This is a genomic window from Roseateles sp. So40a, assembly GCF_048081605.1.
Classification (GTDB): domain Bacteria; phylum Pseudomonadota; class Gammaproteobacteria; order Burkholderiales; family Burkholderiaceae_C; genus Roseateles.
On record NZ_CP182288.1, the window covers coordinates 827,040 to 848,448 of the forward strand.

General features: G+C 69.1%; 20 protein-coding genes. 11 read left to right on the top strand and 9 right to left on the bottom strand.

Annotation, left to right across the window (positions count from 1 at the left end):
- Nucleotides 1-36 precede the first annotated feature (36 nt).
- The 4 genes from urtD to urtA are packed head-to-tail and all read right to left on the bottom strand — an operon-like array spanning nt 37 to nt 5,002.
- Nucleotides 37-873, bottom strand: a complete 837-nt coding sequence (gene urtD / locus ACNI65_RS03825) for an urea ABC transporter ATP-binding protein UrtD (protein WP_416761289.1) — start codon at nt 871-873, stop codon at nt 37-39.
- Nucleotides 870-2,108 carry an urea ABC transporter permease subunit UrtC gene (gene urtC / locus ACNI65_RS03830; RefSeq protein ID WP_416761290.1) on the bottom strand — a complete coding sequence of 413 codons (1,239 nt, stop codon included), beginning with the start codon at nt 2,106-2,108 and terminating at the stop codon, nt 870-872. The genes urtD and urtC overlap by 4 nt, the downstream gene beginning before the upstream one ends.
- On the bottom strand, nt 2,109-3,707 hold the full coding sequence (gene urtB / locus ACNI65_RS03835) for an urea ABC transporter permease subunit UrtB (protein WP_416761291.1): 1,599 nt from the start codon (nt 3,705-3,707) through the stop codon (nt 2,109-2,111).
- On the bottom strand, nt 3,707-5,002 hold the full coding sequence (gene urtA / locus ACNI65_RS03840) for an urea ABC transporter substrate-binding protein (RefSeq protein WP_416761292.1): 1,296 nt from the start codon (nt 5,000-5,002) through the stop codon (nt 3,707-3,709). The genes urtB and urtA overlap by 1 nt, the downstream gene beginning before the upstream one ends.
- 280 nt (nt 5,003-5,282) lie before the next feature.
- Here urtA and ACNI65_RS03845 point away from each other — a divergent pair, with 280 nt between their 5' ends.
- The 3 genes from ACNI65_RS03845 (at nt 5,283) to ACNI65_RS03855 (ending at nt 7,558) form a co-directional block, all read left to right on the top strand.
- The gene (locus ACNI65_RS03845) at nt 5,283-6,293 is read left to right on the top strand and encodes a hypothetical protein (protein WP_416761294.1); all 1,011 of its coding nucleotides are present in this window, start codon (nt 5,283-5,285) and stop codon (nt 6,291-6,293) included.
- A 135-nt stretch (nt 6,294-6,428) separates the two neighbouring features.
- Nucleotides 6,429-6,773 carry a TA system antitoxin ParD family protein gene (locus tag ACNI65_RS03850; RefSeq protein ID WP_416761295.1) on the top strand — a complete coding sequence of 115 codons (345 nt, stop codon included), beginning with the start codon at nt 6,429-6,431 and terminating at the stop codon, nt 6,771-6,773.
- 2 nt (nt 6,774-6,775) lie between these two features.
- On the top strand, nt 6,776-7,558 hold the full coding sequence (locus ACNI65_RS03855; RefSeq protein WP_416761296.1) for a hypothetical protein: 783 nt from the start codon (nt 6,776-6,778) through the stop codon (nt 7,556-7,558).
- Between the two features lie 33 nt (nt 7,559-7,591).
- Here ACNI65_RS03855 and ACNI65_RS03860 read toward each other — a convergent pair whose 3' ends face one another.
- Nucleotides 7,592-8,641 (bottom strand): response regulator, encoded by a 1,050-nt coding sequence (locus tag ACNI65_RS03860; protein ID WP_416761297.1) that lies wholly within the window; start codon nt 8,639-8,641, stop codon nt 7,592-7,594.
- Between the two features lie 23 nt (nt 8,642-8,664).
- Nucleotides 8,665-12,168, bottom strand: a complete 3,504-nt coding sequence (locus ACNI65_RS03865; RefSeq protein WP_416761298.1) for an ATP-binding protein — start codon at nt 12,166-12,168, stop codon at nt 8,665-8,667.
- Nucleotides 12,169-12,265: 97 nt separating this feature from the next.
- On the opposite strand from ACNI65_RS03865, the gene ACNI65_RS03870 reads away from it, so the two are divergent.
- Genes ACNI65_RS03870 through ureG form a run of 7 tightly spaced genes read left to right on the top strand, consistent with a single transcriptional unit; the run spans nt 12,266 to nt 17,272 of the window.
- Complete coding sequence (locus ACNI65_RS03870) at nt 12,266-12,568, top strand: urease subunit gamma (protein WP_416761299.1); 303 nt, start codon at nt 12,266-12,268, stop codon at nt 12,566-12,568.
- Nucleotides 12,569-12,582: 14 nt separating this feature from the next.
- A complete protein-coding gene (locus ACNI65_RS03875; RefSeq protein ID WP_416761300.1) occupies nt 12,583-13,245 on the top strand; it encodes a HupE/UreJ family protein in 663 nt (220 codons plus the stop codon).
- Nucleotides 13,246-13,262: 17 nt separating this feature from the next.
- The gene (locus tag ACNI65_RS03880; RefSeq protein WP_416763563.1) at nt 13,263-13,568 is read left to right on the top strand and encodes an urease subunit beta; all 306 of its coding nucleotides are present in this window, start codon (nt 13,263-13,265) and stop codon (nt 13,566-13,568) included.
- Entirely contained in the window at nt 13,568-15,286 is a 1,719-nt protein-coding gene (ureC, locus tag ACNI65_RS03885; protein WP_416761301.1) for an urease subunit alpha, read from the top strand. Before ACNI65_RS03880 ends, ureC begins: the two co-directional genes overlap by 1 nt.
- The gene (gene ureE / locus ACNI65_RS03890; protein ID WP_416761302.1) at nt 15,287-15,928 is read left to right on the top strand and encodes an urease accessory protein UreE; all 642 of its coding nucleotides are present in this window, start codon (nt 15,287-15,289) and stop codon (nt 15,926-15,928) included.
- Nucleotides 15,894-16,613 carry an urease accessory protein UreF gene (locus tag ACNI65_RS03895; protein WP_416761303.1) on the top strand — a complete coding sequence of 240 codons (720 nt, stop codon included), beginning with the start codon at nt 15,894-15,896 and terminating at the stop codon, nt 16,611-16,613. The genes ureE and ACNI65_RS03895 overlap by 35 nt, the downstream gene beginning before the upstream one ends.
- Nucleotides 16,610-17,272, top strand: coding sequence for an urease accessory protein UreG (gene ureG, locus ACNI65_RS03900; RefSeq protein ID WP_416761305.1), 663 nt, complete (start codon nt 16,610-16,612; stop codon nt 17,270-17,272). The genes ACNI65_RS03895 and ureG overlap by 4 nt, the downstream gene beginning before the upstream one ends.
- 101 nt (nt 17,273-17,373) lie before the next feature.
- Here ureG and ACNI65_RS03905 read toward each other — a convergent pair whose 3' ends face one another.
- From ACNI65_RS03905 to ACNI65_RS03915, 3 genes are all read right to left on the bottom strand, one after another.
- Nucleotides 17,374-18,936, bottom strand: coding sequence for a tripartite tricarboxylate transporter permease (locus tag ACNI65_RS03905; RefSeq protein ID WP_416761307.1), 1,563 nt, complete (start codon nt 18,934-18,936; stop codon nt 17,374-17,376).
- Between the two features lie 10 nt (nt 18,937-18,946).
- Entirely contained in the window at nt 18,947-19,342 is a 396-nt protein-coding gene (locus ACNI65_RS03910; protein ID WP_416761309.1) for a tripartite tricarboxylate transporter TctB family protein, read from the bottom strand.
- A 243-nt stretch (nt 19,343-19,585) separates the two neighbouring features.
- Entirely contained in the window at nt 19,586-20,482 is an 897-nt protein-coding gene (locus ACNI65_RS03915; protein ID WP_416761310.1) for a LysR family transcriptional regulator, read from the bottom strand.
- A gap of 92 nt (nt 20,483-20,574) precedes the next feature.
- Here ACNI65_RS03915 and ACNI65_RS03920 point away from each other — a divergent pair, with 92 nt between their 5' ends.
- Nucleotides 20,575-21,387: an NAD(P)H-dependent oxidoreductase gene (locus tag ACNI65_RS03920; protein WP_416761311.1), complete on the top strand. Its 813-nt coding sequence runs from the start codon at nt 20,575-20,577 to the stop codon at nt 21,385-21,387.
- The last annotated feature ends 22 nt before the right edge of the window (nt 21,388-21,409 follow it).

The following is a 21,409-nucleotide window of genomic DNA, read 5'->3' on the forward strand; positions in this document are numbered from 1 at the left end:
ACATCAGCGGGAACCGTCGAGGTCAGATCCTGAAGGTCAACGTCCAAGGTACACCTCGATCACGCGTTCATCCGCCTGCACCTGCGCCAGCGTGCCCTCGGCCAGCACCGAGCCTTCCGCCAGCACGGTGACCTTCTCGGCGATCCGGTCGACGAAGCCCATGTCGTGCTCGACGACGATGATGCTGTGCCGGCCCTTGAGCGTCAGGATCAGCTCCGCGGTGCGTTCCGTTTCCTGATCGGTCATCCCGGCCACCGGCTCATCGAGCAGCAACAGCTTCGGGTCCTGCACCAGCAGCATGCCGATCTCCAGCCACTGCTTCTGCCCGTGGCTCAGCAGCCCCGCCGGACGCGTCATGCGGTCCTGCAGCCTGATCAGCGTGAGCACCTCGGCCAGCCGGTCCTTCTGCACGCCGCTGAGCACGCCCCAGAGCGAGGCCCGCAGCGCGCGCGAGCCCTGCAGCGCGAGCTCCAGGTTCTCGTACACGCTGAGCGCCTCGAAGACGGTGGGCCGCTGGAACTTGCGGCCGATGCCCAGTTGCGCGATCTCGGCCTCGCTGTGGCGCAGCAGATCGATCGTGCCGCCGAAGAACACCGTGCCGCGATCCGGCCGGGTCTTGCCGGTGATGATGTCCATCATCGTGGTCTTGCCCGCGCCGTTGGGCCCGATGATGCAGCGCAGCTCGCCGGGCGCGATGTCGATGGACAGGCCGTTGATCGCGCGGAAGCCGTCGAAGCTGACGTGCACGTCCTCCAGGTACAGGATGCGGCCGTGCGCCAGGTCCAGCTGGCCGGGCAGTACCACGCGGCCGTAGCCGGGGCCGCTGGCGGCGCGCAGGCGGTCACCGCCTTGTTCGAGCAGATCGGGGCTCATGCGGAGGTCTCCTCGGTCCCCCTGGAGGACTGCTTGCCGAGCTTGCGCTTGACCAGACCCGCGATGCCGTCGGGCATGAACAGCGTCACCGCGACGAACAGCGCGCCCAGCAGGTACAGCCAGTACTCGGGCGCGACCTGCGTGAGCCAGCTCTTGGCGCCGTTGACGGCGAAGGCGCCGACGATGGGGCCGATCAGCGTGCCGCGCCCGCCGACCGCGGCCCACACGGCGATCTCGATCGAGTTGGCCACGCTCATCTCGCCCGGGTTGATGATGCCGACCTGCGGCACGTAGAGCGCGCCAGCGAGTCCGCAGATCAGCGCCGACAGCACCCAGGCCGCGAGCTTGTAGGGCAGGGGCGAGTAGCCGCAGAACATCAGCCGCGACTCGGCGTCGCGCACCGCGCTGAGGACACGGCCGAACTTCGCGCGCGTCAGCCAGCGCAGGCCCAGGTAGCAGCCGATCAGCGCCAGCGCGCTCAGCACGAAGAGCGCCATGCGCATGCCCGGCGTGGTGATCGTCATTCCCAGCAGCCGCTTGAAATCGGTGAAGCCGTTGTTGCCGCCGAAGCCGGTCTCGTTGCGGAAGAACAGCAGCATCGCCGCGTAGGTCATCGCCTGCGTGATGATCGAGAAGTACACGCCCTTGATGCGCGAGCGGAAGGCGAAGAAGCCGAACACGAAGGCGATGCCGCCCGGCACCAGCAGCACCAGCAGCGCGGTGGCCAGGAAGCTGTCGCTGAGAGCCCAGTGCCAGGGCAGCTCCTTCCAGTCGAGGAACACCATGAAGTCCGGCAGCGTGCTGCGGTACTGCCCGTCGGTGCCGATCTGGCGCATCAGGTACATGCCCATGGCGTAGCCGCCCAGCGCGAAGTACAGCCCGTGACCCAGCGACAGGATGCCGGCGAATCCCCAGATCAGGTCCATCGCCAGCGCGCACATCGCGTAGCAGCAGAACTTGCCCAGCAGGCTGATCCAGTAGCCGTCCACATGCAGCGCATGGCCGGGCGGCACCAGCAGGTTGAGCGCGGGCAGCAGCACGCAGGCGACGGCCAGCGCGGTGAACAGGGCGAGCCACCCGCCGCGGGAGAGTAGCGCGGGGCGCTCCGGCAGCGACAGGGATGGGGTCGGCGCGGGCGACGCCGGCGGCGTGGGTGTCGGGCCCGAGGTCGTGGGCGGCGCGGCGGAGGCGGCCGGATCGGAGGTCGTCGCGGTCATGAAGGGATCCGGGCGCATTCAGGTCTCCTGGGCACGGCCCTTGACCGCGAACAGGCCCTGGGGGCGCTTCTGGATGAAGACGATGATGAAGAGCAGCACGGCGATCTTGGCCAGCACCGCGCCGACGACGCCTTCCAGCGCCTTGTTGGCCAGGCCCAGGCCGAGCGCGGCCAGCACCGTGCCGGCGAGCTGCCCCACGCCGCCGAGCACGACGACCATGAAGGCGTCGACGATGTAGCTCTGGCCGAGGTCGGGCCCGACGTTGCCGACCTGGCTCAGCGCGCAGCCGGCCAGGCCCGCCAGGCCCGAGCCCAGCGCGAAGGCGTAGGTGTCGACGCGCGCGGTGGGCACGCCCATGCATGAGGCGATCGGGCGGTTCTGCGTGACGGCGCGGACGAAGAGGCCGAGCCGCGTGCGCGCGATCAGCAGCGACATCCCGCCCAACACCACGATCGCGAAGGCGATGATCGCGAGCCGGTTGGTCGGCAGCGCCAGGCCGGGCATCAGCGCGAGCGAGCCGCCCATCCACGACGGACTCTCGACAGCGACGTTCTGCGCGCCGAAGAGCGATCGCACCGCCTGCATCAGCGCGAGGCTCAGGCCCCAGGTGGCGAGCAGCGTCTCCAGCGGCCGGCCGTAGAGCCAGCGGATGACGCTGCGCTCCAGCGCCGCGCCGACGAGCGCCGAGGCGAGGAAGGCCGCAGGCATGGCCACGATCAGGTAGGCGTCGAACCAGCCCGGCAGCCATTGGCGGAAGGCGACCTGCACGAGATAGGTCGCGTAGGCGCCGATCATCATGAGCTCGCCGTGCGCCATGTTGATCACGCCCATCAACCCGTAGGTGATGGCCAGGCCCAGCGCGACCAGCAGCAGGATGCTGGCGAGGCTCACGCCGGTGAACAGCGCGCCGAGCCGCTCGCCCCACGCGAGCGTGTCCTCCACCGCGCGCAGCGAGCGCTGCAGGGCCTGCTTGACGGCGGGGTCCTGCTCCTCGGCCAGGCGTTGATTGAGCAGCAGCCGGGTTTCCGGGCTGTGCGATTCGCCGAGCAGCTTCGCTGCGGCGCGTCGCTTGTCCGCATCGGGGCTGGCGGCCAGCGCGGCGGCGCGGGAGAGCTTGAGCGCATCGAGAACGGTGGCGTCCTGCTCCTTCGCGATCGCGGTGTCCAGCAGCGCGACACGGGCGTCGTCGCCGCCGGATCCCATCAGCGCCTTCGCCGCGCGCAGGCGTTCGGTCTTGTCGGCGCTCGAGAGATGCAGCGCGGCCAGCGCGCCATCGAGCTCGCCGCGCAGGCGGTTGTTGAGCAAGACGTCCTCGAGCGAGGACTGGGCGTCGGGTGGGAGCGTTACGGGCGTGCCGGTGGCCGCGTCGACGACGCCGGTGTCGGTGGCGATCAGCACGCGCTGATCGGCGCCGAGCTTGAGGCGCTCATCGGCGAGCGCCTGCAGCAACGGCGCCGTGCGCGCGTCCGGCGCGGCGACGAGCCGGCCGATCGCGGCGATGCGATCGTCGGTCTCGCCCTGCGCCACGGACAGCGCCTGCGCTTGCGTCACCGCGTGCGCCGACGGCGCCAGCAGGGCGATGACCAGCGACAGTCCGAGGAGCAGGGCGGACCGCATCACTTCTTCGCCGGCTCGTCAGGCTTGCCCTCGTTGCCCGCGATGTACGGGCTCCAGGGCTTGGCCTTCACGGGGGCGGGCGTCTTCCACACGACGTTGAACTGGCCGTCCGCGCGGATCTCGCCGATGAACACCGACTTGTGCAGGTGGTGGTTCTTCTCGTCCATCTTGGACGTGATGCCCGAAGGCGCGCTGAAGGTCTGGCCGGCCATCGCGGCGATGACCTTGTCGACGTCGGTCGACTTGGCCTTCTCCACGGCCTGCTTCCACATGTTGATGCCGATGTAGGTCGCCTCCATCGGATCGTTGGTCAGCGGTTTGTCCTTGTGGCCGGGGATGTTCTTGGCCTTGGCGTAGGTCGACCACTTCTTGATGAAGGCGTCGTTGGTCGGATTCTTGATCGACATGAAGTAGTTCCACGCCGCCAGATGGCCCACCAGCGGCTTGGTGTCGACGCCGCGCAGTTCCTCCTCGCCGACGGAGAACGCCACCACCGGCACGTCCTTGGCCTTCAGGCCGGCGTTGCCGAGCTCCTTGTAGAAGGGCACGTTGGAGTCGCCGTTGATCGTCGAGACCACCGCGGTCTTGCCGCCGGCGGAGAACTTCTTGATGTCGGCGACGATGGTCTGGTAGTCGCTGTGGCCGAAGGGCGTGTACTTCTCGTCGATGTCGCTGTCCTTGACGCCCTTGCTCTTCAGGTAGGCGCGCAGGATCTTGTTGGTGGTGCGCGGGTAGACGTAGTCCGTGCCGAGCAGCACCCAGCGCTTGGCGCCGCCGCCGTCCTTGCTCATCAGGTAGTCGACCGCCGGGATGGCCTGCTGGTTGGGCGCGGCGCCGGTGTAGAAGACGTTCTTGCTGAGCTCCTCGCCCTCGTACTGGACGGGATAGAAGAGCAGGCCGTTGAGCTCCTCGACCACCGGCAGCACCGACTTGCGCGACACCGAGGTCCAGCAGCCGAAGATCACGGCGACCTTGTCCTGGGTCAGCAGCTGGCGGGTCTTCTCGGCGAAGAGCGGCCAGTTGGACGCGGGGTCGACCACCACCGGTTCGAGCTTCTTGCCCAGCACGCCGCCCTTGGCGTTGATCTCGTCGATGGCCATGAGCACGGTGTCCTTGAGCACGGTCTCGGAGATCGCCATCGTGCCCGACAGGCTGTGCAGCACGCCGACCTTGATGGTGTCGGCGGCGAAGGCGGGCAGCGCGGCGAGGTTCAGGCCGGCGAGCGCGCCGGCCACGGCCAGCGTCCTGAGCGCGTGACGGCGTTGCGGGCGGGGGGATTTCGGATGCGAGGACATGAGGAGCTCCGGTGGATGAAGAGGGACTTCGACGGACTTCGCAGGACAACGGGAAGTGACCGGATGCTAGGAAGCGGGGCGTGGGCGGCATATACGGCACATGGCGTACGTGGGCGGCGCGATGCGAGGCCCGGCCGGAGGCGAGTGACCGCTCGTAACAGCTTGAAGTAACGTGCGTCCACCGCCGCGAGCGCGTTGGCGTTGAGGCAACATCCCGGCCTTTCCAGCGTCCCCGGGGAGGGGCTGGAGGTCCGACAAGATGAACGAACCAGGAGGTGCGATGTTCACGATGACTGCGATGACGATGCCGGCCGTGCGGCCGGACCGCGCGATGGCGCGATGGGTGCTGGCGGCGCTGATGCTGCTGGCGGCGGTGATGGCGAGTCCGTCGGCGTTCGCGCGCGACGATGGCCAGTGGCAGGTCCTCAACGCGCGCTACGGCACCTCGCAGCGCAACATGGACGTGACGGACCAGCTGCGCGAACTCGCGCGCCGTGACGACCGCGTGCGCGTCAGCAACGAGTTCTTCGGCAACGACCCGGCCTACGGGCAGACGAAGACGCTGCGCATCTATGCGCGCAACCGCGGCGGAGACACGCGGGTCTTCGAGTACCGCGAGGGCAGCGTCATCGACGGCAACGACTTCATCGGCTGGCGCGGTGGCGACTGGGGTCAGGGCGGCGGCAACGGCGGTTGGGAAGGCCCGGGCCGCGACGACGGCGCGTACGCGATCCTGGGCGCCCGCTACGGCGTGCCCGAGGCGAGCATCGACGTGACCGGACGCCTGCGCGAACTGGCGCGCCGCGACGCGAAGGTGCGAGTGACCAATGACCTGTTCCGCGACGATCCGGCGGTGGGCCGTACGAAGATGCTGCGCATCTATGCGAAGGGCCGCGACGGCCAGGTGCGGGTGTTTGATTACCGCGAAGGCAGCTGGATCGACGGCAGCCAGTTCACCGGCTGGGGCCGTGGGGACTGGGGGCAGGGCGGCTGGAACGGCGGCTGGGATGGTCGTCCGGGCCGCCCGAACGACGGGTATGGCCAAGGCCAGGACAACCGCCTGAACATCGTGCGCGCGACGTATGGCAGCGGTGGGCGTTTCGTGGACGTGACCGAGCGCCTGCGCAACATCAGCCGCGGCGGCGTGCTGGACGTGCGGGTCGACAACGACCTGGCGGGCCGCGATCCCGCGTACGGCGAGACGAAGACGCTGCGCGTGTACTTCACGCGCGGCCGCGGCCGCGAGCAGATGGCCGAGGCCCAGGAAGGCGCGCGCATGCGCCTGCCGTGATCGACGGCGCGATCGCTTGAACTTGAATGACGAGGGCCCCGCAAGGGGCCCTTGGTCGTTGGAGCTATCGATTCTTCGTTGTGGCAGATTGCATCAATCAGCGGCATACTGACGCGATCAGCAGCGAGGCCGACCATGAGTTCAAACTCGATTCGAATCAGCAGCCAGCTCTTCCGGGATGCGCAGGAGACGGGCGAGTTCGTGGCGCGCTCGGCCGCTCAGCAGGTGGAGTTTTGGGCGCGGATCGGCCAGGCGCTGGAGTCGTCTGGCATTCGTTCGCAACTGCTGCTAGAGCTGCTGCGCGGCGATCACGGCACGCAATCGCTGGCCAGGGTGGAAGAGGACCTGCGTGCCGCCAAGCAACGCGAACAGTCGCGCGACATCGAGGCCGTCAAGTCGGGAGCAGCTTCCCCCGAGGAGATGGTCGGCATCCCGCGCAAGCGCGCGAAGAATGCGAAGGCTCTCGACTCTCCGTACTGACCATGCCCACCGAGCCCAACAATGCCGATGACGAACTCCTTCTTCAGGGACGCCTGCTGGACCGTGTGATGCGGCAGCTGCCCCGGGACGTGATCCTGGTGGGCGGGCAGGCTCTGGGATTCTGGATGGCGCGCTTTGGCATCTCGGCCCAAGGCGCCGTGGTGACCGCGGACGCCGATGTGATCGGCACGGTGACGGATGCCAGGGAGCTCGCCCGACGTCTGAATGCGCGTGTGGACTTGCCGCGCAAGACCGCGCGCACGTCGCTGGTGGCTCAGGTGCGAATCCCTGGCCCCGGAGGAAGGGAAGGCAATGTCGACGTGCTGCACCTGCTGTTCGCCGACGGCGGGCTGCAGAAGTGCGGCGTGTTCACGCGAAAGGTGATCGCCGGCAGTCTGTCGTTCGACATGGGAGACGGGCAGGTCCTGCGCGTGATGGCGCCCATCGACATGCTCGAGTCACGCATCCACAACCTCGCCGGTCTTCATGATCGCAAGGGTGAGCATGTCGCCACGCAGGCCCGATGGGCGATTCAAGTCGCCAAGGCCGCGCTGTTCTCGCATGCCTCGGCGAGCGAGGAGCACGCCAGCCGAATCGGCTCGCTGCTTCAGCGACTCTTCCAGTTGGCGAAGAGCGCTTCGGGCCGTCGCGCCTATCGTCAGCACGGGGTCGACGTGCTGGAAGCCATCGATGCCGATCTGCTCGAAGCGATGGTTCCGGCCTGCGCGCCTCAACTGGTCGCGGTGCGCGCATTGCAGGAAGAACGCCAGACCGGCCGGTCATGAACCAGGCCGCTGTCTGAGGCTTCCCCGATCGGTTCACACCTCCCACTGCGGATGCATCTCCCGCACGCGGGTGAGCGCCATCGCGGCGGCCGCGGTGCGGGTCTCCACGCCCAGCTTGGCGTGAATGCGCTCCAGGTGCTTCTTCACCGTGGCCGGGCTCGCACCCAGGATCTCGCCGATGTCGCGATTGATCTTGCCCTTGATCACCCAGTACAGCACCTCCGCCTCCCGCGCCGTCAGACTGAACGCCAGTCCCAGTGACCGGATCACCGCGGCGTCCGATACCTCCCGCATCACGATCAGCCAGTCGCCCGCGGCCATCGATCCCGATGCCGATCCCGATGCCGATCCCGCGCTGTCCTCCCCACCGATGCAGTGATGCAGCCGGAAGCTCAGGCGCCTCGCGCCCAGCTCCGCGCTCAATCGCGGCGGCTCCTGCGCGGGCGCGGCCTCGCCGTTCGCCGCGGCGGGGCCCATGTCCTGCAGGCTCTTGCGCAGCCACGCCAGGACCGGTGCCGGGGTCTGCGGCGCGATCGTGCCGAAGTACAGCTGCAGCAGTTCACGCGCCAGCGGCGTCTGCCACAGTAGCCGCCCCGACGACGCCCGCACCGCGATGCTCGCGTACCCGAAGGCGTCCAGCGCCTGCCGGGTCTGTCGCGCCTGCCGCGCGCCCTGCAGGTGCACCTGCATGCGCGCCAGCACCGCGCGCGGGTCGAGCGGCTTCGTCACGTAATCGACCCCGCCCGCCTGCAGCGCGGCCACCAGGTGCTCCGTCTCCGTCAGCCCCGTCATGAAGACGATCGGGATGTGCGCCGTCGACGGGTCGGCCTTGAGCCGGCGCGCGACCTCGAACCCATCCATGCCGGGCATCATCGCGTCCAGCAGCACGATGTCGGGCCGGCCCTGCTGCGCGCAGGCCAGCGCCGCCTCGCCGCTCGTCGCGGCCAGCACGGTGTAGCCCTGCTCGTCCAGCGCGTCATGCAGCATCGACAGGTTGTCGGGCACGTCGTCGACCATCAGGACTCGATCGCCTTGCCGCTGGTCCAGCAGCGCGGTCACGGCGGAAGGAAGCGGTGGATTCATCACAGGTCACCCGACGAAGTCGTTCATGCGAGGTCCGCGCTGCGCGTCAGGCCGCGCAGCATCGCCTCGAACTGGAATTGGCGCGCCAGCGCCCGCTGCGTGTCACAGAAGGCGCGCCATGCCGGCGCCGCCGCCTCGATCTCATCGAGCTGCTGCAGCACGCCGCGGTAGTAGCCCAGTTGAAGCGCCTCGCGCAGGCCGGTCAGCCGCTCGGGTGGTGGCACCTCGATGGCGGACGGTGTGCTCACGAGCGCGGCTGAATCGGTCGACGCGACCGGGTTGGCCGGCGCCGCCGCGACCCGCCACTGCAGCGACAGCCGCTCGGTCAACCAGTCCAGCAGCAGCTCGTGGCGGACCGGCTTGAGGATGAAGTCGCGCGTCGAGATGCCGGCATCGTTGTCCTGACCGCGCTCGAAGGCGTTGGCCGAGACCACGGCCACGGCCGGCGCGTTCACGCCCAGCTCGCCCAGCATGCGGCGCAGGCGCCGGATCGCCTCCCAGCCATCGATGCCCGGCATCGCCAGGTCCATCAGCACGGCGTCCGGCACCCAGCCCGCGGCGATCAGGTCCAGCGCGTCATGCCCGCTGGAGGCCTCGCGCACGGAGAAACCGAGCGGCCCGAGCAATTCGATCAGCAGCTGGCGATCGTCCGATTCGTTGTCCACGACCAGCACCCGAGGCGACGCCCCGTCCACGCCGATGCGTTCGCGCGCGGCGCGCCGCATGCGCGGCGTGTCCCACACGCGGCCATGGAGCTCGGGCAGGAACAGCCGCACGCGGAACGTGGAACCCTGTCCCGGCGTGCTGGTGGCCGACATCTCGCCGCCCATCAGCTCGGTCAGCATCTTGGCGATCGTCAGTCCCAGCCCTGCGCCCGGCGCGCCGCCCCCGCCGCTGACACCGCTGCTGCCGCGCGCGAAGGGCTCGAAGATGCGCGCGAGCTCGGCCGCGTCCATGCCGGGCCCTGTGTCGGCGATCTCCAGCGTGGCCATCTCGCGCCCGTGGCGCACGCGCAGCGTCACCTCACCCTGGGTCGTGAACTTGATCGCGTTGCCCAGCAGGTTGATGACGATCTGGCGCAGCCGCTGCTCGTCCGCGCGGACCCATTCCGGCAGCGTGCCTTGCGGCTCGAAACGGAAGCGCAAGCCCTTCGCGGCGGCGGGCGGCTCGAACATGTCGGCGAGCTCGCGCAACAACTCGTCGAAGCGCACCGGCGCGGGTTCCAGGCTCAGCCGGCCGGCCTCGATGCGGGCGATGTCCAGCGTGCCGTCGATGAGCTGCATCAGGTGCTCGCCGCCGCGCTTGATGACCTGCACCGCCTGGCGCCGCTGCGGCGGGAGCGACGCGTCCGCGGCCATCAGCTGCGCGTAGCCGAGGATGCTGTTCAGCGGCGTGCGCAGCTCGTGGCTGATCGTGCTGATGTAGCGGCTCTTGGCCTGATTGGCCGCCTCGGCCGCGGCCTGCGCGCGCTCGGCCTGCAGCCGCGCGCCCTGCAGCGCCTCGTCGGTGCGGCGGTGCGAGTCGATCTCGCGCATCAGCGCCTGTGTCTGGCGCTTGGATTCCTCGTGCGCCACCTCGCGGCTCTGGTGCGCCAGCACCAGCCACCACGCGACCGTCCCCGCCACCAGCAGCAACGCGAAGAAGGCCTTCAGCAGCCCGGCGCGCAGGCTCGCGCGCAAGGCGTCCTGCGCGGCGATGTCGATCAGCGGCAAAGCGGGTAGTTGCTGGAGCTGCTGGTGATAGAGCAGTCCGAACAGCGTGGCCAGCAGCGGCGTGATCACCAGCATCAGCAGCAGGTAGTGGCCCAGCCCCGTGTCGATGTAAGGCCAGCTGCGCCGCGGCAACAGCCGGCGCAGCGCCCCGGTCCATTGCGCGGAGAGACTCGCTTGCGGCTTGCACAGGTCGCCGCAGCGCGCATCCAGCGTGCAGCACAACGAGCAGATCGGCCCGCGATAGGCCGGGCAATGGGCCATGTCGGGCCCCTCGTAATCGCGCTCGCAGATCACGCAGCGGCGCACGCCCTCGGTCCTCGCGGCCTCGATCTCCGCCGCGGGTCGCGCCAGGTAGTAGCGCCCCTTCGTCGCCCAGGCGATCAAGGGCGCGGCCGCGAGCGCCGTGACCATCGCGATCGCCGCGGACCAGGCCTGCGCCAGCGGCCCCATCACGCCGAGATGGGCCGCCACCGACAGCACCGAGGCCAGCGCCATCGCGCCCACGCCGACCGGGTTCACGTCGTAGAGATGCGCGCGCTTGAACTCGATGCCGGGCGGGGACAGCCCCAGCGGCTTGTTGATCACCAGGTCGGCGACGACCGCCATGATCCACGCGATCGCGATGTTGGCGTACAGGCCCAGCACGTGCCCGAGCGCCTCGAACACGTTCATCGACATCAGCATGAACGCGATCAGCGTGTTGAACACGACCCACACGACCCGGCCCGGGTGGCTGTGCGTCAGGCGCGAGAAGAAGTTGCTCCACGCGAGCGACCCCGCATAGGCGTTGGTGACGTTGATCTTGAGCTGCGAGATGACGACGAACAGCGCGGTGACGGCGACGGCCCAGCCGTACTGCGGGAAGACGTACTCGTAGGCGGCGAGGTACATCTGGTTGGGATCGACAGCGCGCTCCGCCGGCACTGCGTGGCTCACCGCGAGGTAGGCGAGCAGGGCGCCGCCCAGCATCTTCAGCACGCCCAGCACGATCCAGCCCGGGCCGCCCGCGAGCACCGCCGCCCACCAACCGAGGCGATTGGCGGCCGTCTGCCGGGGCATGAAGCGCAGGTAATCGGCCTGCTCGCCCATCTGCGTGATCAGGGCGACGCCGACAGTGAGCGCCGCACCGAAGGCGTGCACATCGAAGGCGGCGGTGCCGGACTGCGACCCAACTTGGGTCGTGATGCCGTTGAATGCACCAGGATGAAACCAGCCCACCCACGCGAAGGGCAGGATCAGCAGGGCCAGCCACACTGGCTGCGTCCACAGCTGCAGCCGGCTGATGGCCGAGATGCCGTGCGTCACCAGCGGGATGACGACCAGCGCGCAGATCAGGTAGCCCCACTGCGGCGGGATGTCCAGCGCGAGCTCCAGCGCGTAGGCCATCACGGCGGCTTCCAGCGCGAAGAAGATGAAAGTGAAGCTAGCGTAGATCAGCGAGGTCAGCGTGGAGCCGATGTAGCCGAAGCCCGCGCCCCGGGTCAGCAGGTCCATGTCCACGCCGTGCCGCGCGGCGTAAACGCTGATGGGCAGGCCCGCGAGGAAGATGATCAGCCCGGTCGCCAGGATGGACAGCGCCGCGTTGGTCCAGCCGTAATGCAGCAGCAGCGTGGCGCCGACGGCCTCCAGGATCAAGAACGAGGACGCGCCGAAGGCCGTGTTGGCCACGCGCCAGCTGGACCAGCGCCGGAAGCGCTGCGGCGTGTAGCGCAGCGCATAGTCCTCCAGCGTCTCGCGCGCCACCCACCCGTTGTAGTCCCGCCGCAGCTTGATGATGTGCTGCGGGGCGTCCTGGGTGGGGAGAGGGGTATCCATGGCGGGGGAGGGTGACCTCCGCTCAAATGCAGATTCCATGCCGAGCCGGTGCACCGGCATGGGGCTTGCTAAGTCTTCCACCAAGAAAGGTGACGCCATGGAATTGACGCCCCGAGAGAAAGACAAGCTGCTGATCTTCACCGCCGCGCTGCTGGCGGAGCGCCGCCTGGCCAAGGGGCTCAAGCTCAACTACCCCGAGGCGGTCGCCTACCTGAGCGCCGCGGTGATGGAGGGCGCCCGCGAGGGCAAGACCGTCGCGCAGATGATGAAGGCCGGCCGCGAGCTCCTGACCCGCGACGACGTCATGGAGGGCATCCCCGAGATGATTCCCGACATCCAGGTCGAGGCCACCTTCCCCGACGGGACCAAGCTCGTCACCGTCCACCAACCGATCCCCTGATCCCGAGGCACCCGATGACCGCTCGCCCGACTCCATCCTCGTCCCTCACCGATGCGGCGATCACCGCTGCTCAAGCCCTGGCCCTGACCGTCGCCGCCGTGCTGCCGGTCTTCGTGTTCGCCCACACCGGCGATGGGTCGCTCCATGACCATGGCAGCCCGTCGGCCCTGAGCGCCTTCGCCACCGGGTTCACGCATCCGTTCACCGGCCTGGATCACCTCGCCGCGATGCTGGCGGTGGGTCTGTGGAGCGCGCTCACGCAGACCGGTCGGCGCATGCTCGCCGCGCCGCTGGCCTTCGCCGGCCTGCTGCTGATCGGCGCGCTCAGCGGTCTGTGGCTCGCGGATGAGGGCCTCGCGATGCCGGGCGTCGAACCCATGGTCGCGGCATCCGTGCTGGTGCTGGGCCTGATCGCCGCGGCGCGCTGGCACATCGGCGCGGCCGCCTCCGCCGCGCTGGTCGGCGCCTTCGCCGTCTTCCACGGCCTGGCTCACGGCGCGGAACTCGACGGCGGTGTCGCGCTCGCGGGCATGGTGCTGGCGACCGCGCTGCTGCATGCGGGCGGCTTGGCGCTCGGGCTGAAGCTGCGCGCGCTGGCGCCGGTGTGGTCCCGGATGGCGGGCGGCGCGATCGCGCTGCTGGGCCTGGGCCTGGTCGGCCGCATGGTGATCGCATGAAAGGCGGAGTGCCTGATGTGGTGCCCGGCGAGCTGCTGACCGACGACGGCGAGCACGAGCTCAATCCCGGCCGCCGGACCTTGACGCTGACCGTGGTCAACGCCGCGGACCGGCCCATCCAGGTGGGCTCGCATTACCACTTCGCCGAGACCAACGCCGCGCTGAGCTTCGATCGCGCGGCCGCGCGCGGCATGCGCCTGAACATCGCGTCCGGCACCGCCGTGCGCTTCGAACCCGGCCAGCAACGCACCGTGGAGCTGGTCGACTACGCGGGCAGCCGCGAGGTCTGGGGCTTCCGCGGCCTGATCCAGGGAGCGCTCTGATGGCCCGCATCGGCAGACGTGCCTACGCCGAGATGTTCGGCCCGACCGTGGGCGACCGCCTGCGCCTGGCCGACACCGCCCTGGTCATCGAGGTCGAGCAGGACCTGACCCTGCGCGCCGGCGGTTACGGCGAGGAAGTGAAGTTCGGCGGCGGCAAGACCATCCGCGACGGCATGGCGCAGTCGCAGCGCACGCGCGCGCAGGGTGCGGTGGACACGGTGCTGACCAACGCGCTGATCCTCGACCACTGGGGCATCGTCAAGGCCGACATCGGCCTGAAGGACCACCGCATCGTCGCGATCGGCAAGGCCGGCAACCCGGACACGCAACCCGGCGTGGACATCGTCATCGGGCCCGGCACCGAGGTGATCGCCTGTGAGGGCGCGATCGTCACCGCCGGCGCGATCGACTCGCACATCCACTTCATCTGCCCGCAGCAGATCGAGGAAGCGCTGGCCAGCGGCGTGACCACGATGCTGGGAGGCGGCACCGGTCCGGCCACCGGCACCTTCGCCACGACCTGCACGCCGGGTCCGTGGCACATCGAGCGCATGCTGCAGGCCGCCGATGCCTTCCCGATGAACCTGGGTTTCCTGGGCAAGGGCAACGCGAGCCGGCCCGACGGCCTGACCGAGCAGATCGAGGCCGGCGCGATCGGCCTGAAGCTGCACGAGGACTGGGGCACCACGCCCGCGGCGATCTCCAACTGCCTGGACGTGGCGGAGGCCACCGACACGCAGGTCGCCATCCACACCGACACGCTCAACGAGAGCGGCTTCGTCGAGGACACCGTCGCCGCCTTCAAGGGGCGCACGATCCACACCTTCCACACCGAGGGCGCCGGCGGCGGCCATGCCCCGGACATCCTGAAGGTGGTCGGCGAGGCCAATGTGCTGCCGAGCTCGACCAACCCGACCCGGCCCTACACGATCAACACGCTCGACGAGCACGTCGACATGCTGATGGTGTGCCACCACCTGGACCCGGCCATCGCCGAGGACCTGGCCTTCGCCGAGAGTCGCATCCGCAAGGAGACCATCGCGGCCGAGGACATCCTGCATGACCTCGGCGCGATCAGCATGTTCAGCTCCGACTCGCAGGCGATGGGCCGCGTGGGCGAGGTGATCCTGCGCTGCTGGCAGACCGCGCACAAGATGAAGCAGCAGCGCGGCCAGCTGCCCGGCGACAGTGATCGGCACGACAACGGCCGGGTGAAGCGCTACGTGGCCAAGCTCGCGATCAATCCGGCGATCGCGCATGGCGTGTCGCACGAGGTCGGCAGCATCGAGGTCGGCAAGTGGGCCGACCTGGTGATCTGGAAGCCGGCGTTCTTCGGCGTGAAGCCGTCGCTGATCCTCAAGGGCGGCGTGATCGCGATGGCAGCGATGGGCGACCCCAACGCGTCGATCCCGACGCCGCAGCCGGTGCATTACCGGCCGATGTTCGGCAGCTTCGGCGGATCGCTCGCGCGCGCGTCGCTGAGCTTCGTGTCGCAGGCCGCGATCGCGGCGGGCGCGCCGCAGCGCTACGGGCTGGCCAAGACAGCGGTGGCGGTGAAGGGCATCCGCGGCGTGGGCAAGAAGGACATGGTCCACAATGCCTACGCCCCGCGCATGGAGGTCGATCCCCAGACCTACGCGGTGCGCGCCGACGGCCTGCTGCTGCACTGCGAGCCCGCCTCGGTGCTCCCGATGGCGCAGCGCTACTTCCTGTTCTGAATGATCCAAGTCTCCAAACTGCTGGCGCAGGGCGCCGGCCTCGCGCCGGTGCTGCTCAAGCGCGCCGCCACCGTGACGCTCGACTGGGACACGCGCCAGAAGAGCCGGTTCCAGGCCACTGACAGCCAGGGCCGTGAGCTCGGCGTGTTCCTGCCGCGCGGCACCGCGGCGCGCGGCGGCGACGTGCTGGTGGCCGAGGACGGATCGCTGGTGCGCGTTGTCGCGGCGCCGCAGCCGCTGCTGCGCATCACCGCGTGCACCGCGCACGGCTCGCCCTTCGACCTGGTCCGCGCCGCGTATCACCTCGGCAACCGCCATGTGCCCATCGAGCTCAAGCCCGATCACCTCAAGATCGAGCCCGACCACGTGCTCGCCGACATGCTGCGCGCGATGCACCTGATCGTGAACACGGTCGAGGAGGGCTTCGAGCCCGAAGGCGGCGCGTACGGCGCGGGCGGTCATGCGCATGGGCACGGCCACGGGCACGACCATGGCCATGGTCATGGTCACTCGCACGATCATTCGCACGCCGCGCCGAGCGCGCCATCGGCGCCGACCGCACCGGCCGCGCGCAAGACCATCGCCATCCAGGCGGCCGCCGCGCCGCATGTGCACGGCCCGGGCTGTGGTCACGACCACTGATCCCGTCCCGCCGCTGCTGCGGCTGGCCTGGCTCGCGTCGCCGGCGTTGCCGATCGGCGCGTTCTCGTACTCCGAGGTGCTCGAGGCCGCCGTCGAGCACGGCCTGATCCACGACGACGCCAGTGCCGCCCACTGGCTCAGCCAGCAGTTGATGCTGCTCGCGCGCGGGGACCTCGCGGCGATCGCGCAGGGCATCGTCGCCTGGCGCGCGCACGACGAGCCGACGCTGCGCGTGCTCGCGCGGTGGCTGCGGGTGACCCGCGACGGCGCGGAGGCCCGGCTTCAATCCGAGCAGATGGGCCAGTCGCTGCTGGTGTGGCTGCGCGCGCAGCCCATGGCCACGCCCGCGCAGCTCGCGCTGCTGGTCGACTGCGGTGACGGCCACGCGGCGCATTACGCCTTCGTGATGTCGCTGGCCTTGTCGACGATCGATGTCCCGGTCGAGCTTGCCCTGCAGACGCAGGCCTTCGGCTGGGCCGAGAACCAGGTCCAGGCCGCGCTCAAGGCCGTGCCGCTGGGCCAGACCGCCGGCCAACGCGTGCTGACGCGGCTGGCGGCCGAGATTCCCGCCGCGGTCGCCGCGGCCATCGCGACGTCGCCCGCGCGGCGCCAGCTCTTCGCGCCGATGCTGTCCATCCTCGCGGCGCGCCACGAAACCCAATACTCACGACTGTTCCGATCATGAGCACGACCCCTGCCTCCTCCGCGCTGCACCACATTCCCGGCCGCACCAAGCGGCTGCCCCCGTTGCGCGTGGGCATCGGCGGTCCGGTGGGTTCGGGCAAGACGACGCTGCTGGAGATGCTGTGCAAGGCGATGCGCGAGAAGTGGGACCTCGTCGCCATCACCAACGACATCTACACCAAGGAGGACCAGCGCCTGCTGACCATCAGCGGCGCGCTGCCCGCCGAGCGCATCCTGGGCGTGGAGACCGGCGGCTGCCCGCACACGGCGATCCGCGAGGACGCGTCGATCAACCTCGAGGCGATCGACCGCATGCTGGCGCAGTTCCCCGACGCGGACGTCGTGTTCATCGAGTCCGGCGGCGACAATCTGGCCGCGACCTTCAGCCCCGAGCTGAGCGACCTGACGATCTACGTGATCGACGTGGCCGCCGGCGAGAAGATCCCGCGCAAGGGCGGCCCCGGCATCACGAAGAGCGACCTGTTCGTGATCAACAAGACCGACCTCGCGCCGCACGTCGGCGCCAACCTCGACGTGATGGAAGCCGACACGAAGCGCATGCGTCCGACGCGCCCCTTCGTGATGACCAACCTCAAGACGCTGAGCGGACTGGACGAGGTGGTCGCGTTCATCGAGCACAAGGGCATGCTCGGCACCTGAGCGACGCAAGAAAAAAGCCGCCGCTCGCGTGAGCGAGCAGCGGCTGGAAGGTGGCCGACGCCGGCAGGACCCACCCGAGGGCCCCGCCGAACGGGGCGAGATCAGGCCACCTGCGGCGTCACCCCGCCGCCGTCCTTGCCTTGGGTGTCGTCGTCGTCGTTGTGACCGCGCGCGGCGGGCTTGGCGCCCTTGCGGTTGGCCAGCACGAACGCGACGAACTGCCAGACGATGAACACCGCGATGATCCCCAGCAGCGTCGCGCTGATCGGGCGCTGCACGAAGACGTCGAACTTGCCGCGGCTGATCAGCATCGCGCGACGGAAGTTCTCCTCCAGCATCGGGCCCAGGATGAAACCCAGCATCAGCGGCGCGGGGTCCATGTCCAGCCGCATGAAGATGTAGCCGGCCAGGCCGAAGGCCGCGGTGACGAAGATGTCGTCCAGGTTGTTGTTGACGCTGAAGGTGCCGATGCAGCAGAAGAACAGGATCGACGGGAACAGCACGTTGTACGGGATCTTGAAGACCGACAGCCAGTAGCGCACCAGCGGCACGTTCAGCACGACCAGGAACACGTTGCCCACCCACATCGAGGCGACCAGGCCCCAGAAGATGTCGGGGTGTCCGCCGATCATGTTGGGACCCGGCTGGATGCCCTTGATGATGAACGCGGCCATCATCAGCGCCATCACCGGGTTCTCCGGGATGCCGATGGACATCAGCGGGATGAAGCTCGTGCGCGCGGCCGACTCGTCCGCCGCGGCCTGGCCGGCCACGCCCTCGATGGCGCCGTCGCCGATCTCGTGGCGGTACTTGCTGACCTTCTTGTCCACGGCATAGGCCGCGAACTGCGCGATCGTCGGGCCGCCGCCGGGCAGGATGCCCAGGATGGAGCCGACCACGCTGCCGCGCAGCGCGCTGGGGATGATCCGCTTGAACTCGGGCCACGTGGGCATCAGGTGGATCTTGCCGTTGAAGGGCGTGCGCTCGTTCTTGGCGTCCAGGTTCTTGGAGATCTCCGCGATGCCGAAGCAGCCCAGCGCGATGCTCACCAGGCCCACGCCCTCGGCGAGGAAGGGCATGTCGAAGGTGTAGCGCTCCAGGCCGGAGTTGACGTCGGTGCCGATCTGGCCGAAGAGCACGCCGATCAGGCACATCGCCAGGCCGTTGAGCAGGCTGCCCGTGGTCACGAAGCTCACGCACAGGAAGCCCAGCAGCATCAGCGCGCAGTAGTCGGCGGGACCGAACAGGAAGGCGACCTCGCCCAGCGTCGGCGCCAGGCAGGCCAGCACGACGATCGCGACGGTGCCGCCGATGAAGCTCGAGATGCCCGCGGTGAAGAGCGCCAGTCCGGTCTTGCCCTTCAAGGTCATCTGGTACCCGTCGATGCAGGCCACGATGGAGCTCGCATGCGGGATCTTCATCGTGATCGCGCTGACGCTGTCGCCGTACTGCGCGCCGTAGTAGATGCCGGCGAGCATGATCAGCGCGCCGTTGACGGGGATCGAATAGGTCAGCGGCAGCAGCACGCTGATCGTGGCCAGCGGGCCCAGTCCGGGCAGCAGGCCGACGAGCGTGCCCACCACGCAGCCGATCGCGCAGAACATCAGGTTCTGCCAGGTCAGCGCGTGCTCGAAGCCGAAGGCGAGGTTGTGGAGGATGTCCATGGCCGGGTCCTTACAGCAGCGGCAGGTTGAGGCCGAGGAACTTCTGGAACATGAACGCGATGGCCAGCAGGCCGATCGAGATCACCACGTTGCGCTTCCACGAGTAGTTGCTGCCCGCGGCGGTGGCGATGAAGACCATCACCACGATGCCGGCGGACATGTTCACGAAGCGCGAGACCAGCGAGAACGCGCAGAGCGCGCCCAGGATGAGGCCGATGTTCTTGTACTTGAAGTCCAGGCCTGGACCGCCCGCGACGACGCCGCGCACGATGGTGGCCAGCGCCACGACGCCGAGCAGGCAGCTGATGATCAGCGGGAACATGCCGGCACCGGCGTGGTCCAGCCGGCCGATGGGATAACGCAGCGCGCCCAGTCCGAAGAACAGGGCCACCGCGGCGAGGAACAAGCCTCTCGCAAGTGATCGATTGAGGGTCATGAGACACACCGGGGAAGGTCCGAGATGTGCCCATGGTTCCGGGCGCGAGGTCCCGTGTCGTACGCGTTTCTGCGCAGCGAAGGCCCCGTGACGGGGTGTCGACAGCTTGCGGACAGCTTCAGGTTAAGAAGCTGTTTGACGTACGTTGTGCAGGTGTTGGATACGTGTCGAGACGGCGTCGCGATGTCGTGGCGAGGTCACGCGGGATAGCCCTCATCCGGCCACCATCGCGAGTTGCTCGCGCAGCCACCGATGTCCGGCATGACCGTGGTTGCGCTCATGCCAGACCATCGCGATGTCGAAGCCGTCGATGGGCAGCGGCGGGGCGAGGACCTGCAGCCCCGCGGCGCGGCCCTTGACCAGCCGCTCGGGGACCAGCGCGATCAGGTCGGAGCGGCCGACGATGTCCGGCACGAAGAGGAAGGACGCCGCCGAGAGCACGACCTGGCGCTTCAGGCCCAGGCCGGCCAGCGCCTGGTCGACCGGCGTGCTGAACGCGCCGCCGGCCGGTGACACGACGACCTGCTCCAGCCTGGCAAAGGCCTTGGCGCTGAGCTTGCCCGCGACGGCAGGATGACCGCGGCGCGCGATCAGCACGTAGCGTTCGTGGAAGAGCGGGCGCTGCCGCAGGCTGCCGTCGGCCTCGATGGGCTGCATCAGGCCGAGGTCCACGTCTCCTTGGGCGAGCTGCGCGGCGTGTTGTCGCGGATCCATGTGCCGCACGGCGATGCGCACGCCGGGCGCCTCGCGCCGCAGGCGCAGCACCAGCGGCTGCAGCACGGCGGCCTGCAGGTAGTCGGTGGCGGCGATGGTGACGGTGAGCTCGGCGTGCGCGGGATCGAAATGCAGGTGCGAGGTCGCGACATTGCGGACCTGGTCCAGCGCCTGGCGCAGCGGCTCCAGCAGCGACAGCGCCTTGGCGGTGGGCGTCATGCCGCGCTGGGCGGGCAGCAGCAGCGGGTCCTCGAAGACGTCGCGCAGCCGGCTGAGCTGCGCGCTGACGGCCGGCTGGCTGAGGCTCAGCCGGGCGGCGGCGCGGGTCACGTTGCGCTCGGTGAGCAGCGCCTCGAGCGTCACGAGCAGGTTGAGGTCGAGCCGGCTGGTATCCATGGCGTCGATAGTAGGTCAGAGAAGGTGTGATTTCACGGATGGGTCCGGGATCGTCAGACTGAGCCTCATCGCATGTTTTCCTGGAGTTCCTCATGACCCACAACACCGCCAACACCGCCAGCATCGACAAGACCCGCAAGACCGTCCTCATCGTCCACGCGCATCCGGAGCCGACCTCCCTGACGCGCACGATGGTCGACGTCGCCGAGCGCACGCTGCGCGAGGCCGGGCATGAGGTGCTGCAGTCCGACCTCTACGCGATGGGCTGGAAGGCGGTCTACGACGCGCAGGACTTCCCCGTGCGCAGCGACATCGAGCGGCTGGACTTCGTGCGCGAGTCCGGCCATGCCTTCCACCAGGGGCATCAGCCGGCGGACGTCGCCGAGGAACAGCGCAAGCTGCTGGCCGCCGATCTGGTGATCCTGCAGTTCCCGCTGTGGTGGTTCGGCATGCCCGCGATCATGAAGGGCTGGATCGATCGCGTCTGGGCGCAGGGCCTGGCCTATGGCCGCCACGGGCAGGGCAACCGCATCCGTTATGGCGAGGGCGGCTTCGAGGGCCGCCGCGCGATGGTGTCGGTGAGCACCGGAGGTCCGGCCGCAGACTACGCGCCGCGCGGCATCAACGGGCCCATCGACCAACTGCTGTTCCCGATCACGCATGGCACCCTGTTCTACCCGGGCATGTCGGTGCTGAAGACCCACGCGACACACGGCACGGGACGCATGACGCCCGAAGGCGTCGAGGCGGCAATGGCCGCGTGGCGCGAGCGTCTGGCCCATGTCTTCGACGAGGCTCCGATCGCGTTCCGATCGCAGAACGGTGGCGACTATCCGGACCATCATGAGCTGGACGAGGCTGTCGCACCCGGCATCACCGGTTTCGCGGCGCACGTGGCCGCCTGAGGCGGGCGAGGCTCGATCAGCC